This window comes from Aeromonas sp. R6-2, assembly GCF_040908155.1.
Classification (GTDB): domain Bacteria; phylum Pseudomonadota; class Gammaproteobacteria; order Enterobacterales; family Aeromonadaceae; genus Aeromonas; species Aeromonas schubertii.
This window is the reverse complement of record NZ_JBFODE010000063.1, coordinates 1-13,363: the sequence shown is the minus strand read 5'-3', so window position 1 is coordinate 13,363 and position 13,363 is coordinate 1. Positions and strand designations below refer to the sequence as shown.

Below are 13,363 nucleotides of genomic sequence, written 5' to 3'. Positions count from 1 at the left end.
AGTTCAGGCCCCAGGTCGACAACAACAAGAGACGAACATCACATGCATCAGATCACTTCGCGGCGCACTCTGCTGTGCCTGGCGTTGCTGGCGGCGCTCGCGCCGGCCCGGGCCGCCGACGAGACACTCGTCATCAGGGGTCAGCGCACCCAACACCCCGAGGTGGCCACCGCCACCCGCACCACCACCCCGGCCAAGCTGGTTCCCCAAACCATCGACAGCGTGGCAACCGCCGAGCTGACCGCCTTCGGCCAGGCGACCCTGAGCGAGGCGCTGGTCGGCATCCCGGGGGTCGATGCCAGCGGTGACACCCGCTTCGACGGCGTCACCATCCGCGGCTTTAGCGCCGGCAACGATCTCTTCCTCGACGGCTTTCGGGACGACATGCAGTACACCCGGGATCTTGGCAACATAGAGCGGGTCGAGGTACTCAAGGGGCCGGCGGCCGTGCTCTACGGCCGAGGCAGCACGGGGGGGATCGTCAACCGCATCAGCAAGAAGCCCGAGAAGGGGCAGCCGTCGAGCGTCACTGTGCGCGCCGGCAGCCACGACTACCGGCGCCTGGCGGCCGACCTTAACGCCGAGGCGAGCGAGCGGGTGCAACTGCGCCTGAACCTGGCCCAGGAAGACACAGACAGCTTCCGCGACGGGGTACACGGCAAACGCACCCTGCTGGCGCCGGCCCTGAACTGGGATCTGACCGAACGGGTGAGCTGGCTGCTGCAGTATGAGCGAAACGAGCACGATCGCATGCCGGATCGGGGCATCCCCGGGGTCGCAGGTCGTCCGGCCGAGGTGTCTCACGGCGCCGTCTACAGCGACACCCGCCGCGACTATATCGACGATCTCGCCCAGGCTGCCCGCTCCCGCCTCACCTGGGATCTCGGCGATGCGTGGCAGTTGCGCCACCAGCTGAGCCTCATCAGCCTCGACAGTCAGTTCGACAACACCTATGTCACGGGCGTGAAGGGCGACCAGGTGACCCGCGCCCGTTGGCAGCAGGATCTGCAGGCCCGCAACCTCAGCTCCAACCTGGAGGCCGAAGGGCAACTGCACAGCGGTCCCCTCGCCCACCGTCTGCTGATCGGGGTTGAGCAAGGGTGGCAGCATCGCACGCCCAGGCTGTGGCAGAATGCCGCCCCCATCGCCCGCGGCAATCTCTACGACCCGGCCAATCTGCCGGTCTATGACGGTCCCATGAAGCTCTCGAGTGACGCCAGACACAGGGTGAAGAGCCAGGCCGCGTATCTGCAGGATCAGATGAGCCTTGGCGACTGGCACCTGCTGGTGGGGCTGCGCCATGACCACTTCGATATCACCACAGAGCGCTTCGACAAGGGCACCCAACAGACGCTGAGGAGCGACACCCTGAGCCCGCGCCTCGGCCTGGTGTGGAACCCGGTCGAGGAGCACGCCCTCTACACCTCTTTCAGCAAGACTTTCTCCCCGGTCGGAGGCGGCCTCATCGGCATCACCCCGGGAGACAAGAACAACGATCTCAAGCCCGAGCACACCCGCCAGTATGAAACCGGGGTGAAGAGCGACTGGCTGGAGGGGCGTCTGGCCACCACCCTCTCCCTCTACCGCCTCGAGATGTACGACAAGCGCACCCGGGATCCACTGGATCCGACCAGGATTGAGCTGACCGGCTTGCAACGTACCGACGGCATCGAGCTGAGCGCCCGCGCCCGACTCACCGACCAGATCTACCTGCGCGGAGGGGTCGCCTTCCAGGATGCCGAGCTGGTCGAGGCCGAGGCCCGCTATCGGGGCAAACGCCCGAGCAACGTCTCGCGCCAAAACGGGGAGCTGTTTGTGGGTTATCAGCAGGGCAGTCTGGGCTGGTTTGGGGAGAGTGGCTTCACCGCGGTGGGAGATCGCTTCGCCGACAGCGACAACACCACTGTGCTGCCGGGCTATGCCCGGGTCGACGCCCGCGCCGGCTACCGCTGGCCCGAGTGGGAGACCCAGCTCGCCGTGGAAAACCTGCTCGACAAGGCCTACTACGTGAGCGCCACCAGCGCCGCCCAGATCATGCCGGGCGCCCCGCTTCAGGTGAACCTGACGGCCACCTATCGCTTCTGATCCAACAAGGGGGAGCGTCGGCTCCCCCTCGCTTCATCCCTTCGGCCGATGCGGCCATTCGGGTTATCCCCTCACCCCCATGCCTTGCGAGCCACCACCTGGGCGAGGGCGATGCGCCCCTCCTGCAGGTTGCGCCCCTGGTTGTGGGTCATCTCCCTGAAGTCGGGACCGAGCAACAGGTGAAACCCCAGGGCGGGCAGCCCCTCGCGGGCGATCTTCCCGGCCAGGGCCACAAACCAGTGGCGCGCCGCCTCGGTACTGTCGACCCAATCGCTTATCACGAACCCCGTCCCCTCGAGCAAGGCTCTGAGCTCATCGGGAGAGACCAGAAAGCTGGTCTGTGGCGTACGGGCCCAGGGCACCGGGAAGTGTACCGGGCCACAGGGGCCGGCCAGCACATCGTAGATGGCCAGGGTCCCTCCGGGTTTGAGAACCCGGTGCATCTCCCGATAGAGTCGTCCCTTATCCGGGATGTTCATGGCCACATGTTCGCTCCAGACCACGTCGAAGCTCTGGTCCTCGAAGGGCAGGCGGGTGGCATCCCCTCGCAGATAGTCGACGAGGTGGGTCAGCCCGGTTCTGGCCGTAAGCAGGGTCGCCGCCCGGCAATACTCGTCGGTAAGATCGATGCCGGTCACCCGACAACCGAACTCGGCCGCCAGAGCGCGCGAGGTGCCGCCGACCCCGCTGCCCACATCGAGCACCCGTTTCGTGTCGTCGAGGCCAACCGCCTGGGCCAGCTCCAGGGTCGCCGCCCGGCCACGAATATGAAACTGATCGACCGGGGCGAGCTCGGCAGGGGTAAGCCGGTTCACATCCTTGCCCGCGTTTGCCAGGGCCGCCAGAATGACGTCGCCGAGATCCGCCCGGGTGTAGTGGGTCTCGATGGCTTGATTGACTCCCTTTTGTCCCGACATGATCCTCTCCTCCCGGCCTCTATGGGTTATAGCGCCTGAACCCTGTCGGCGACAGGGTGCCGCTCAGAGCGCCTTGGCCATAAACAGGTTGAACTCGCTGGCCTGGTAGTCGCCGAAGGGGTCACTCCACTCGAAGCCGTTGCGAAGATAGAGCCGATGAGCCGCCTCGAAGGTCGGGCCCGTTCCCGTCTCGAGCAGCAGTCGGGCATAACCGCGTCGCCGCGCCTCGTGGACTATCTCGTCGAGGATCGCCTGCCCCACGCCGCGGCGCAGACAGGCGGCGCGAGTGCGCATCGACTTCACCTCTGCGGCCCATGGGTCTAGCTCTTTCAAGGCACCGCAGCCACACAGGGCACCATCGAGCCACGCCGCCCAGAAGGTGACGCCGGGCGCACGCAGGCGTTCGATCCCGAGCGCATTCACGCACTCGGGCGGCGAGTTGCTCTGCATGCCGGCCAGATGCTCGCTAACCAGCGACTGCACCTCGGCCGACGCCAGATCATCGATACGAACCTCTATCATCACGACCTCCTTTCAATCCTTTCCCTGGCCGCACCTCAACCGTGCCAGCCCTGTTAACCATCCATGGCGCGAGCCCCGTCGGGACTCGCCATCATCTGGCGACAACCGGTTTTATCTCATGACGGGGCAGACCTATCCCCCTGTTTTCTGAACAGGCTGGGGGTCATGCCGGTGATACGCTGAAACTCCCGGTTAAAATTGGATTTGGTCTGAAAACCGGCCTGCATAAAGATCCGGGTGATGCTCTCGTCCGTGGTCAGCAGTGCCTGCTTGGCATGTGCGATGCGATAGTCGTTGATGACCCTGGGGATGCTCTGGCGGTGGACCTGATTGACCGCCATCGAGATCTGTTTGGCGGGGATGCCCAGTTTTCGCGACAGTCTGGAGAGGGTCAGCTCGGGATCCAGGTAACAGGCCTGCTCTTTCATCAAGGCATCCAGCTTCATGACAATCTCACCGGCTCTCTTTGGGGTCAGCGCCGATTCCCTGTCGACCCCCTCGTTGGTCGGCAAGGGAGGCTCCTCCACCTCGGGCAGGCTGACCCCCACCATGACGACGGCCACCGCCAGCACGGGCAAGAGGATCAGGTGGCCCAGGGTGACGATATAGAGCGACAACCGCCCCTGGTTCAGGGCGAAGTCGAGGGAGATGGCGCCATCGATGGCCGCCGAGAACAGAAGCATCCAGCCCGCCACATGTTCTGCCCGCCTGACCCCCTCCCACTGATGAAAAGCGATGTGTAGCAGCAGTGGCCCCCGGGCCGAGCAGCGCATCAGGGCAATGCCGTAGCAGAGATAGATCCCCGTCAATATGCCATCGAGGGGAAGCCCCCAGCGGGGAGCCGTCAGCAGGCTGACCAGCACCAGTGCGGGCCCGCAGGCATGGCGCCAGGGGAACCGGGTCGGCTCCCCGTCGGCACGGGTGAAGAGATACCAGGCGGCGACGGGGATGAGTGAGGCAAAGAGCGGCTGAAGCTGGCCAAGCAGCGCCAGATGAAATGTCCAGCGCAGTCCCACCAGGCCCATGGTGGCGACGCATAACAACAGGAAGAGGGCGGTCATCTTCGCCTTCTCTCCCAGTCGCACCAGCAAGAGAGCGGCCAGCAGTCCCAACAGGGAAGAGACGATAAAGGGTATTGGAATGGCCAGCATGGTTGACCCCGATTGAGCCCGTTATCAGGCGGTGCCAGCATAACGACTTTTGCAGATTCACAGAAGCGAACCGGGGAGCAGGAGCGGTTTGAGGTCGTCCTCGAACCCGTTTCAGGACGCCGGGAGCCGGCACTCGGGCCAGGATGGGGCACCTAATCACGTTGGAGGTGTTCATCCATGTTCTCTTTCTATCTGCTCGCGTGGCAACGGGCCCTGGACTTTTCCGGTCGCTCTTCAAGACCGGAGTGCTGGTGGTTTATGTTGTTTCACCTGCTGGTTACCCTAACTTGCATCCTGTTGGATGTGCGTCTGGCCGCGCTTGGCTGGCTGGATCTGGGCTATGGCGTGGCCAGCACCCTTCCCCTCATCTCCCTGATCATTCGCCGGCTGCATGACACCGGGCGCTCCGGCTGGTGGGGCTGGGTCTTCTTTGCTCCTCTGGTGGGCCCTTTGGTGCTGGTCTACCTGCTGGCGATGCAGGGAACCGGCACCATCTCCGCTGAGGAGGTGGCACCATGAGACGGCTCCTCTTGCTGCTCGTGCTCTGCGCCCCGATGGCCTCTGCACAGGACCCCCATCCGCTTCCCCAGGGCGCTCTCGGGCTGTTACAGGTGGCGAGCCTGACCCGGGGCGAGCTGCTCTGGATGCAGGGGCGGGTGGGTGAAGGCATCTACACCACGGTCGACAAGGAGGGGCGCCACTGCTCTATCCGGATGCCGGTCGCCGTCGGCAAGGTGGCGCGCAGCGGTGTGGGTGTCGAGGCCAGCGACGGGCTCACCATCATCGTCATGAGTCAGGCACTCAACGATGCCTTGCTCAAGGGCGAACGCGTCGCCCACGATGCCTTTCGCTTCGCCTTCGGCACGGGGGAGAGCGCCGCCGATGGCGTTATCGTCAACGGGATCGCGGCGGATGAGGGATTTGTCCTGAACACCAGGCGCCGCTGGATCTCCTGGCTGCTGGACGATGACCCCGGGCCGGGCTGCCAATGATCGAGATTGGGGCTCCCGCTTCATGGCGGTCGGCGCTCTGGGCGCCCCAATGTCCGCCGCCCGTGGTCTCACTCATGGGCATGGGGTTTTACTTCTGGCCCCTCGCTCACTAGACTTCGCCTCCCACTTGCCGATCCATATAGCCCCATGACCTTTGACCAACTCGACCTCTCCCCTGCCCTGCTGGCGGCCCTGCCCACCGATCTGCAACGCCCGACCCGGGTGCAACGGCTGGCCATTCCGGCCGTGCTGGCGGGGCGAGACCTGCTGGCGCTGGCCCGCACCGGCAGCGGCAAGACCCTGGCCTTTGGCCTGCCCTTGCTGGCCCGCCTCGACCCCGCCAACGACCGGGTGCAAGGGCTGGTGCTGGTGCCAACCCGCGAGCTGGCCGCCCAGGTGAGCGACGCGCTGCAACCATTCGCAACCGCCATGGGTCTGCGACGGGTCACCCTGTGTGGCGGGGTGGCGCAGGAGCAGCAAGAGGCCGGGCTGGCACAGGGGCCCCAACTGCTGGTGGCGACCCCGGGGCGGCTGCGGGATCTGCTGAGCCAGCAGAAACTGACTCTGGAGGCGCTGCGCCTGCTGGTGCTGGACGAGGCGGATCGCCTGCTGGAGATGGGCTTCTGGCCCGATATCCAGACCCTGCTTGGATTGCTGCCCAAAGAGCGGCAGACCCTGCTCTTCTCGGCCACCCTGCCGGGCGAGCTGGAGGCGCTGGCCACCGGTCTGCTCAAGAATCCCGAGCGGGTCGAGGCGGATCCGCGCAACAGCGTGGCCGACGACATCGAAGAGCGGCTCTATCTGGTCAACAAGAGCAGCAAGGTGCCGGCGCTCATCAGCCTGCTCAACACCCACGATTGGCCGCAGGTACTGGTCTTTATCAGCGCCCGGGACGACGCCGACGGCGTGGCCCGTAAGCTCGCCAAGGCCGGCATCCCGGTGGCGGCCCTGCACGGGGAAAAGGATCAGGCGGTGCGCGAGCAGGCGCTCGGGGAGTTCAAGGAGGGCAAGGTGCGGGTGCTGGTGGCCACCGATCTGATGGCGCGCGGCATCCACGTCGAGGCGCTGCCGGTGGTGATCAATCTGGATTTGCCGGCCAACGCCCCTGTCTACGTGCACCGCATCGGCCGCACCGCCCGCGCCGGGCGCAGCGGACTCGCCATCTCCCTCACCTGCCACGGGGAGGCCGAGACGCTTGCCGCCATCCGCACCCTCACCGGGCGAGCACTGCCGCTGGAGACCCTGGCCGCCTTCCCGGTCACCGACCAACCCACCAGCGGCGCCGGCAAACGCCCGCCCCGTGACAAACAGGCCAATCGCCGCACCCAGGCAAAGCGCAGCATCAAGCAGTTCAAAGGCAGGGGGTAAGCCTCTGCTGCCAACCGGAGCATAGGTCACCAGGCAGGGACCCCCATCACCCTACGCGGCTATCAGAGCGGTGGGTGTCCCAATTTAGAGCGGGCAGAAACTCAATTGGTCACAACAGACTTGTCGACACTGGTATCCGAACCCGAGGTCAGGATACGCACCCTGTCCCCCTTGTTGAAGCTCAGCTGGGGATCCTGATCCTGCACGACGTTGATCAACTTGCCGCCGTCGGTTTTGATTTGCAGCTCCACTGACTGCTGTGTCGTGGGCTCGGTCTGCGTTCCCTGTCGACGGCGGGAGAGTTCGGCACCGGCGATCGCTCCCGTCGCGGTGGCGATAGTCTTGCCCGAACCCCCACCAAACTGGTTGCCAACGACCGCCCCCAGGGCTGCTCCCCCTATGGTGCGCAGCGGCTTGGCCCCCTGCGATGCGGACTCACTGGTCTTGGTGACAAGCCGGCTCTGCTGCACGGTGCCATATTCCACCTGGGCACTGGTGCCCGCCATCACAGGCGATGCGGCCAAGATAAAAAGAGTGGTGATAAAGGACATTTTCTTCACGATATGGCTCCTGTGGCGATTTTTTGACCCATCGCGAGCCTACATCACAGAAGCTGACTGCAGGCTTGCCAAACATGGAGCCACCACCTCATGACAACCGAATCGGGCGCACCATCACGCAGACAAAGGAACGGGGATTTATCTTCCTGGAATTGGAAAAATCGGGCCCCCGTGACACAGTGCGCCCCATGTGGCCAACACGGAGCAGGAAGCCCGAAGTGAGCGAGCCGACTTAGCCGTAGATCCGCGGCTGGTTGATCAGCTGGTGATGTGACATCGAGCCTGCATGGCTCCAACTGGCAACGCGGCTAAAGAAATCCACATGCTCACTAAGATGTGCGACCGATTTATTATCGTTGGGCAATGTCAGGGTTCTTCCGATATGTGAGATGCTGCCAAAAAACTTGTGCATATTAGGAACGGGATCGCCCTTTATCTTGATATGCAATATCTCCTTGCCCAGCTCTTCAAACTTGCCGGCGATGGCGTCGGGTTGTATCCCGCCTTTTGCCAGTTCGCTGGCAATATTCTGCTTCAATTTGGCGCCGAGCTCAGCGGATGAGAAGTTGATCGACTTCACCGGCTCACCGGTTTTTGCTCCCAGCATCATGGCAGCGTAAGCGGATTCGCCACCCCCCTTGGAGTGACCAGACACGCTTAATGCATAACCGGCAGGCAATTGATCCTTCACATCACTGACAAGTTTCGCCGCCTCTTTATAACTATCCGGCGTGCGCGAGAAGACATTTTTTATATTTGCCAGCCACTGTTTGGCCGTCGTGGCAAGGTTACCCAGGGTTCGGGTATTCAGGTCCCCGGCTTTTTCCCCCGAGGTGGTGCCGCCGAAGACGATGCGTGCTTCTCTGGTGCTCTCATTGGTGAAGAGATAAGCCGTCAGGCCGCTCTTGGTAAGGATGCCATTGTCACCGATATTCTTCTGTCCCGGCCCGACACTCAGTGCCTGCAGCAAGTGCCCCGAGCCGGTTCCCCATCCCTTTGCGGTCGCCCCCCCAAGCTCTCCCATATCCTGGGTATAAGGGAAGTTTGCCAAGGCGGCATCGGCAATCAGAGTGGTCTTGATGGCGTCAATCGCAGGCTTGTCATCCAGTGAGACCTTGGTGGCCTTGATCTGTCTCAGATCGGGGGCGGACGCAGCCGCCGGCGTATCGAGGGAGGCTCTGGGGTTGGCAAGCGGGGCCGCGACGCTGGATGTCTGCCGCAAGCCACTGGCACTCGCTGGTGCTTCAGACGTCGCCGGTCGATTCTGAATCGCGACATGCCCGAGGGCGCTGTTAATCAACATGGTTCAACGCCCCTCCCTATCGATAATGGCCGCAAACAATCCATTGCGCGCATGATTGGAGCGTTGCCAAAAATCGGCGACCGAATGAGTGCTGATGGCCTCACACGGCAGTGCCGTCGACAGCACCACGGTGAGGTTATCTTCGGCCAATGAGAATGACGCAAAACCAATAATTTCGGGATGGTTGTTGAGCAGCAGCAGATTCTTGTGCAACTCCTCATCCTGCGGCAATGCGGCGGGATGAATGGGAAACATCATTAATAATCTGGATGAGGTCAACTGAATAGAGCAATAGTGCTCTCCGTCGCTATTACTAAGATGGCACTCGCCATCCTCAAGTTGCCATTGGTCGCCCGACATATCGGATAACCATTGATTGATCAACGCTTCCTTATTCATTAAACACCCCTGATACCTTGGCTCTTGTACGGGGGGAAAACTTATAATTGAAATGCATCAAGATATATAACTATTGAGCCAGAATTTTTAGCTTTTCACCATGTCGTGCTCATACCACGGGCCTGAAAGACCGCCCTCTAAAAGGGGATAATCCCGGACGACACCGACCGCAATGCGGCAATCACAACACTGGGTATATCGGCATCCTGGGGACGCATCCTCGCGGATAGTGCAGTGCCGTCACCCACCGCCATCAGGCAGCGAGACAAGGAGTGCCACTACCTGGTGGTGACAGTTGCTGTCTGTTCGAGCCTGACTTTTTCCAGCGCATTCCATAGGGCCTGGGCATTGTCGGGATGACCACTGACGAAAGACCTGGAGAGGGCCAGATACCACTTGCTGGACATCAGCGGTAGGGGAAGGGTCGTCAGGCTGTCATTGAGCCCATATTTGCGGATCAGATGCTCACCGATATGGCGGTCGATCACATACCCGTCCAACCTGTCCATCGCCACCAGCCACAATCCCTTTTCTACCTCAAGATGTTGCGGGCCTTGGACCCCAAGCCGGTTGAGCGTTTGCTGGGCAACATAGCCCGATGGGGCGGCAACGCCGTTTTTGATCTGGCTGAAACGCTCACCATCCCACTGCAGCGTGGTGCCATGACGAACAAAAATCGAGTAGACCCCTTCCCACAGATAACGCCGTGGATCCAGCTCGCCCGTTGCCAATCGGGGAAACGCGGCCCACTGCTCGCGCTCGGCAGTCCAGATCAAGGGGAAGACACCCTCCGCCCGCTCCTGCTCAAGATCGAGCAGGCAACGTTTCCAGGGGCGGCGGTAGAGAACGAGATCCAGGCGAGCGTCGGCACCGGCCTGCTTGAGCAGCGCAGGAATCACCCCAGGGTCGGCCGGCACCTCTGGCCCCTCACCCCGGGCATAAGGCAGCATTTCGCTCTGCTCGTAACAGATCCGAATCGGCGTTGCGTCGAGCGGAAGGGCAAAGGCCAGACACAGCAGGCAGAAGTAAAAGCGCATAGTGCAGTGCTATCCAGGGGCGATTTTCCCGAAGTATAGCCACTCCCCCCCCACCAAACGTCGCGGCCATGCCGGCTCGACAGAGAGGGGGAACGAGAAGTGGCGCAACCAAGATCGCCACAGCCAGCGCAGCGGGCCCAGCATCGTCGTAGCGCACCACCAGGCGGTTATCACAAGGGTGGATGTCCCAGATTTCCGGAGGAGCTCGGTCGAGCTCCTTGCCTACGACGAGCCTCTTGATGCGGCTGCGCCGCATAGGGGTTTCGCCCGCCCACCTGGAGGAGCTCGGTCGAGCTCCTTGCCTACGACAAGCCTCTTGATGCGGCTGCGCCGCATGGGACACGAGGGCTCCGCCCTCGATATTTTTTCGCCCGCCCTGCGGGCTGTGGCGAGTGACTTCTTGCTGGCCCAAGAAGTCACCAAGAAGGCCTTCCCCCGCCAATCCGACCGCTGCACGGTTTCCCTCGGCGCGGTCGCCAGGTCGGACGGAGCGCCGCAGATGGGGCATCCATGCCCCGCTGCGGCTGCGCCATCATCCCTGATGGCGCTCCTGACCTTGCTCCCTCACCTCGGCGGATTGAAGGGGGAGCCAATACCCTGCCCCTCTGATGATCTATCGATGTTGTGTTACCCCACACTACGCATTGGTGATTAATTTATTGATCTTGCTCAGGAAACCATCGTCTCCTGCTTCCCTCCCCCGCGCCACTCGCTAACATAGCCGTTTGGCAACCGCCTCATCGGAGTCACCCATGAGCCCAGCCTACGCAACATCGCAGGTTAACAGCAGCAGACTGGAGGCTGTCATTCAGGGGCGGTAGCCTTGCCGGCTGAAATGGATAGCCGAGAGTTGTCCACGACGACCCACTCAATATGGTGACGGCCTCATGTTCATTTCTGACCTGTTCACGCAGGCATGGTTTGGCGGCGCTTTCTATGAGCAACCCATGCACTGTTTTTATACAGTCGTAATGGTGGCGCAAAAAGAGGACATCAAGCGAATACGCTTGGCACCAGAAGCAAGCTGGTAACATTATGATTTAATGATGGTTTTCACTTGGTGGCGATAAAAACGTTACGGAGTTATATGGAATTCTCTGCTAACGGATTAGCACCGCCTTCCATCTAATCACTGTTATGTTTCCAAGTTACCCACCAAAAGTAGACAGTTTCTCACATCAGCACAGGAATAAATATGGAAGACAGATCATTGGTTGGTACTTTAACTAATGCAGTGAAGGAACACTCTAGAGCATTTGGTGTAGCAGGTGCGGTTATTGGCGCAATATTGGTAATCTATTATTGTGGCCGCATTAACTTTTATCCTTCGGGGTTAACTATAGCCGACACCTTGTTTTTCTTGTGGGTGGTTGTTGTTTTTGGCTTCTATTATTCTGTAGTTACACTCGCCTTTTTTATCGCTAGTACATTTTGGGTTGCGATTTTTGCAAAGCCGATAAACTTAATTCTTAAAACATTAAATACCAAGACTGACATTTTTGTTCCGTTACCCAAATCTGACTGGCTAATGGTTTTGGGCAGTGGCTTCATTACAAACATTGTGATTCTTGGGGTTGGCTACTCCAAAGGTCATTCTTTTATGGCAATATTTGGGGCGCTTTTCCTAATTGGCTTCATCTACACGCTGATTGAGAATGCCTCAAAACGTATTAGTGCAAGTGATAAGCTGTTCGATTCTAGCGGCAAGCCAATAAATACTAAACCCATCAATCCACAGATAGTTAATAATGTTTTTTATATCTTAATATATGCTGCCCCTCTATTGTTTGGTCAAGTAGGTGGCGGCGTAACCCGAACAACATTTGAAACCATGGGTGTTAGACAAGAATCTATTAATCTGCACATAGATGCCAAAGAGTATAAGTCAACGCTAGAAGCGTATTCTAATGATGGATTGATAGATGATTTGGTATGTAGTGACGTATGCACCATTAAAAACGCAAACATTCTATTTACCAACGTTGGAACAAATACCAAGATCGAGTTGTATGGCAAAAATGGTAGCATACAGCTTGTGCTTCCAACAAAAGCTATAAAGCTGACCGCGAATCCAAAACCTAACAAGTCAAGCAAGGCGGACGCTGAAAAGCGCGCCGCTTCTTGAGGCGTTATGCCTCACATGTAAATCGAGAATAAATCTACTTATGCCAATATTTATAAGTTACTCACATGAAAATAAAGACTTCGTAGACAAGCTCGCGATGCAGCTAGTTCATCGAAATGTAAATGTTTGGCTTGATCGATGGGAGTTAAGCATTGGTGACTCAATTATCGATAAAGTGCAGGAGGCGGTAGACGGTGCTAGTGCGCTTTTAGTTATTTTGTCAAAAGCATCGATTGCTTCCGAGTGGTGTAAAAGAGAGCTTTCCTCAGGTTTTTTACGTGAGCTCGAAGAAAAGCGAGTTGTTGTAATGCCTGTACTACTGGAAGACTGTGATATCCCCCTATTTGCCAGAGGTAAGCTTTACGCAGATTTTCGAGCCAGCTTTGACGATGGCCTAAGAACTGTTAGTGAAAATGGGACACCCACCATTCTGAGCGCCGCGTAGCGGCCAGTAGATCGACGCCATGCCCCTCATTCGCAGGCGGGCACGGTATTGGAGCCCCCTCCAACCCGCCGAGGGGAAGGAGCAGGGTCAGGAGCGCCATCAGGGATGATGGCGCAGCCGCAGGCGGCACAAGGATGTGCCGTGTGCTGCGGTCCGTCCGACCTGGCGACCGACCCGAGGGAAACCGCGCAGCGGTCGGGTTGGCGGGGGGTGGCCTTTCTTTTGGTGACTTTTCTTTGGCCACGCAAAGAAAAGTCACTCGCCCCGACCCGAAGGGCAGGCGAAACCCGTCGAGGCCAACGGCCTCGCATCCCATACGGCGCAGCCGCATCAAACGCCCCAGACCAAGAGCAAACGTCCGATGACACCTGACGGCTAATCGAACCCAGGGTCCTTTGGCCACGCAAAGAAAAGTCACTCGCCCCGGCCCGAAGGGCAGGCGAAACCCGTCGAGGCCAA

General features: G+C 60.0%; 14 protein-coding genes. 7 read left to right on the top strand and 7 right to left on the bottom strand.

The annotated features are described in order from the left end of the window. The first annotated feature begins 42 nt into the window (after window positions 1-42). Window positions 43-2,085, top strand: a complete 2,043-nt coding sequence (locus AB5Y48_RS16615; RefSeq protein ID WP_368165181.1) for a TonB-dependent receptor — start codon at window positions 43-45, stop codon at window positions 2,083-2,085. Window positions 2,086-2,156: 71 nt separating this feature from the next. Here the strand turns inward: AB5Y48_RS16615 and AB5Y48_RS16610 are convergent, their stop codons facing one another. From AB5Y48_RS16610 to AB5Y48_RS16600, 3 genes are all read right to left on the bottom strand, one after another. Next, window positions 2,157-3,002: a class I SAM-dependent methyltransferase gene (locus tag AB5Y48_RS16610; RefSeq protein WP_368165179.1), complete on the bottom strand. Its 846-nt coding sequence runs from the start codon at window positions 3,000-3,002 to the stop codon at window positions 2,157-2,159. A 63-nt stretch (window positions 3,003-3,065) separates the two neighbouring features. Continuing rightward, window positions 3,066-3,524 carry a GNAT family N-acetyltransferase gene (locus AB5Y48_RS16605; RefSeq protein ID WP_082177928.1) on the bottom strand — a complete coding sequence of 153 codons (459 nt, stop codon included), beginning with the start codon at window positions 3,522-3,524 and terminating at the stop codon, window positions 3,066-3,068. A gap of 116 nt (window positions 3,525-3,640) precedes the next feature. Beyond that, complete coding sequence (locus AB5Y48_RS16600; RefSeq protein ID WP_368165177.1) at window positions 3,641-4,675, bottom strand: helix-turn-helix domain-containing protein; 1,035 nt, start codon at window positions 4,673-4,675, stop codon at window positions 3,641-3,643. A 177-nt stretch (window positions 4,676-4,852) separates the two neighbouring features. Between AB5Y48_RS16600 and AB5Y48_RS16595 the strand changes: the two genes are divergently transcribed. From AB5Y48_RS16595 to AB5Y48_RS16585, 3 genes are all read left to right on the top strand, one after another. After that, window positions 4,853-5,194 carry a DUF805 domain-containing protein gene (locus AB5Y48_RS16595; RefSeq protein ID WP_368165176.1) on the top strand — a complete coding sequence of 114 codons (342 nt, stop codon included), beginning with the start codon at window positions 4,853-4,855 and terminating at the stop codon, window positions 5,192-5,194. Continuing rightward, entirely contained in the window at window positions 5,191-5,667 is a 477-nt protein-coding gene (locus tag AB5Y48_RS16590) for a hypothetical protein (RefSeq protein ID WP_368165174.1), read from the top strand. Before AB5Y48_RS16595 ends, AB5Y48_RS16590 begins: the two co-directional genes overlap by 4 nt. Before the next feature lie 147 nt (window positions 5,668-5,814). Beyond that, window positions 5,815-7,035 (top strand): DEAD/DEAH box helicase, encoded by a 1,221-nt coding sequence (locus tag AB5Y48_RS16585; RefSeq protein ID WP_368165172.1) that lies wholly within the window; start codon window positions 5,815-5,817, stop codon window positions 7,033-7,035. Window positions 7,036-7,136: 101 nt separating this feature from the next. On the opposite strand, the gene AB5Y48_RS16580 is transcribed toward AB5Y48_RS16585, so the two are convergent. From AB5Y48_RS16580 to AB5Y48_RS16565, 4 genes are all read right to left on the bottom strand, one after another. Then, a complete protein-coding gene (locus tag AB5Y48_RS16580) occupies window positions 7,137-7,586 on the bottom strand; it encodes a glycine zipper 2TM domain-containing protein (protein WP_136614571.1) in 450 nt (149 codons plus the stop codon). Window positions 7,587-7,827: 241 nt separating this feature from the next. Further along, a complete protein-coding gene (locus tag AB5Y48_RS16575; RefSeq protein ID WP_368165170.1) occupies window positions 7,828-8,898 on the bottom strand; it encodes a hypothetical protein in 1,071 nt (356 codons plus the stop codon). A gap of 3 nt (window positions 8,899-8,901) precedes the next feature. Continuing rightward, window positions 8,902-9,297: a hypothetical protein gene (locus AB5Y48_RS16570; protein WP_050665693.1), complete on the bottom strand. Its 396-nt coding sequence runs from the start codon at window positions 9,295-9,297 to the stop codon at window positions 8,902-8,904. Between the two features lie 278 nt (window positions 9,298-9,575). Further along, window positions 9,576-10,334, bottom strand: coding sequence for a hypothetical protein (locus AB5Y48_RS16565; RefSeq protein ID WP_368165168.1), 759 nt, complete (start codon window positions 10,332-10,334; stop codon window positions 9,576-9,578). Window positions 10,335-11,221: 887 nt separating this feature from the next. Here AB5Y48_RS16565 and AB5Y48_RS16560 point away from each other — a divergent pair. From AB5Y48_RS16560 to AB5Y48_RS16550, 3 genes are all read left to right on the top strand, one after another. After that, the gene (locus AB5Y48_RS16560; RefSeq protein WP_368165167.1) at window positions 11,222-11,365 is read left to right on the top strand and encodes a hypothetical protein; all 144 of its coding nucleotides are present in this window, start codon (window positions 11,222-11,224) and stop codon (window positions 11,363-11,365) included. A 164-nt stretch (window positions 11,366-11,529) separates the two neighbouring features. Beyond that, window positions 11,530-12,459 carry a hypothetical protein gene (locus AB5Y48_RS16555; RefSeq protein ID WP_368165165.1) on the top strand — a complete coding sequence of 310 codons (930 nt, stop codon included), beginning with the start codon at window positions 11,530-11,532 and terminating at the stop codon, window positions 12,457-12,459. 40 nt (window positions 12,460-12,499) lie between these two features. Further along, entirely contained in the window at window positions 12,500-12,904 is a 405-nt protein-coding gene (locus tag AB5Y48_RS16550; RefSeq protein WP_368165163.1) for a toll/interleukin-1 receptor domain-containing protein, read from the top strand. The last annotated feature ends 459 nt before the right edge of the window (window positions 12,905-13,363 follow it).

Excerpts from the sequence above, each read along its gene's own strand:
- AB5Y48_RS16615 (WP_368165181.1), top strand. The coding sequence starts at position 43 with ATGCATCAGATCACTTCGCGGCGCACTCTGCTGTGCCTGGCGTTGCTG.
- AB5Y48_RS16610 (WP_368165179.1), bottom strand. The coding sequence starts at position 3,002 with ATGTCGGGACAAAAGGGAGTCAATCAAGCCATCGAGACCCACTACACC.
- AB5Y48_RS16605 (WP_082177928.1), bottom strand. The coding sequence starts at position 3,524 with ATGATAGAGGTTCGTATCGATGATCTGGCGTCGGCCGAGGTGCAGTCG.
- AB5Y48_RS16600 (WP_368165177.1), bottom strand. The coding sequence starts at position 4,675 with ATGCTGGCCATTCCAATACCCTTTATCGTCTCTTCCCTGTTGGGACTG.
- AB5Y48_RS16595 (WP_368165176.1), top strand. The coding sequence starts at position 4,853 with ATGTTCTCTTTCTATCTGCTCGCGTGGCAACGGGCCCTGGACTTTTCC.
- AB5Y48_RS16590 (WP_368165174.1), top strand. The coding sequence starts at position 5,191 with ATGAGACGGCTCCTCTTGCTGCTCGTGCTCTGCGCCCCGATGGCCTCT.
- AB5Y48_RS16585 (WP_368165172.1), top strand. The coding sequence starts at position 5,815 with ATGACCTTTGACCAACTCGACCTCTCCCCTGCCCTGCTGGCGGCCCTG.
- AB5Y48_RS16580 (WP_136614571.1), bottom strand. The coding sequence starts at position 7,586 with ATGTCCTTTATCACCACTCTTTTTATCTTGGCCGCATCGCCTGTGATG.
- AB5Y48_RS16575 (WP_368165170.1), bottom strand. The coding sequence starts at position 8,898 with ATGTTGATTAACAGCGCCCTCGGGCATGTCGCGATTCAGAATCGACCG.
- AB5Y48_RS16570 (WP_050665693.1), bottom strand. The coding sequence starts at position 9,297 with ATGAATAAGGAAGCGTTGATCAATCAATGGTTATCCGATATGTCGGGC.
- AB5Y48_RS16565 (WP_368165168.1), bottom strand. The coding sequence starts at position 10,334 with ATGCGCTTTTACTTCTGCCTGCTGTGTCTGGCCTTTGCCCTTCCGCTC.
- AB5Y48_RS16560 (WP_368165167.1), top strand. The coding sequence starts at position 11,222 with ATGTTCATTTCTGACCTGTTCACGCAGGCATGGTTTGGCGGCGCTTTC.
- AB5Y48_RS16555 (WP_368165165.1), top strand. The coding sequence starts at position 11,530 with ATGGAAGACAGATCATTGGTTGGTACTTTAACTAATGCAGTGAAGGAA.
- AB5Y48_RS16550 (WP_368165163.1), top strand. The coding sequence starts at position 12,500 with ATGCCAATATTTATAAGTTACTCACATGAAAATAAAGACTTCGTAGAC.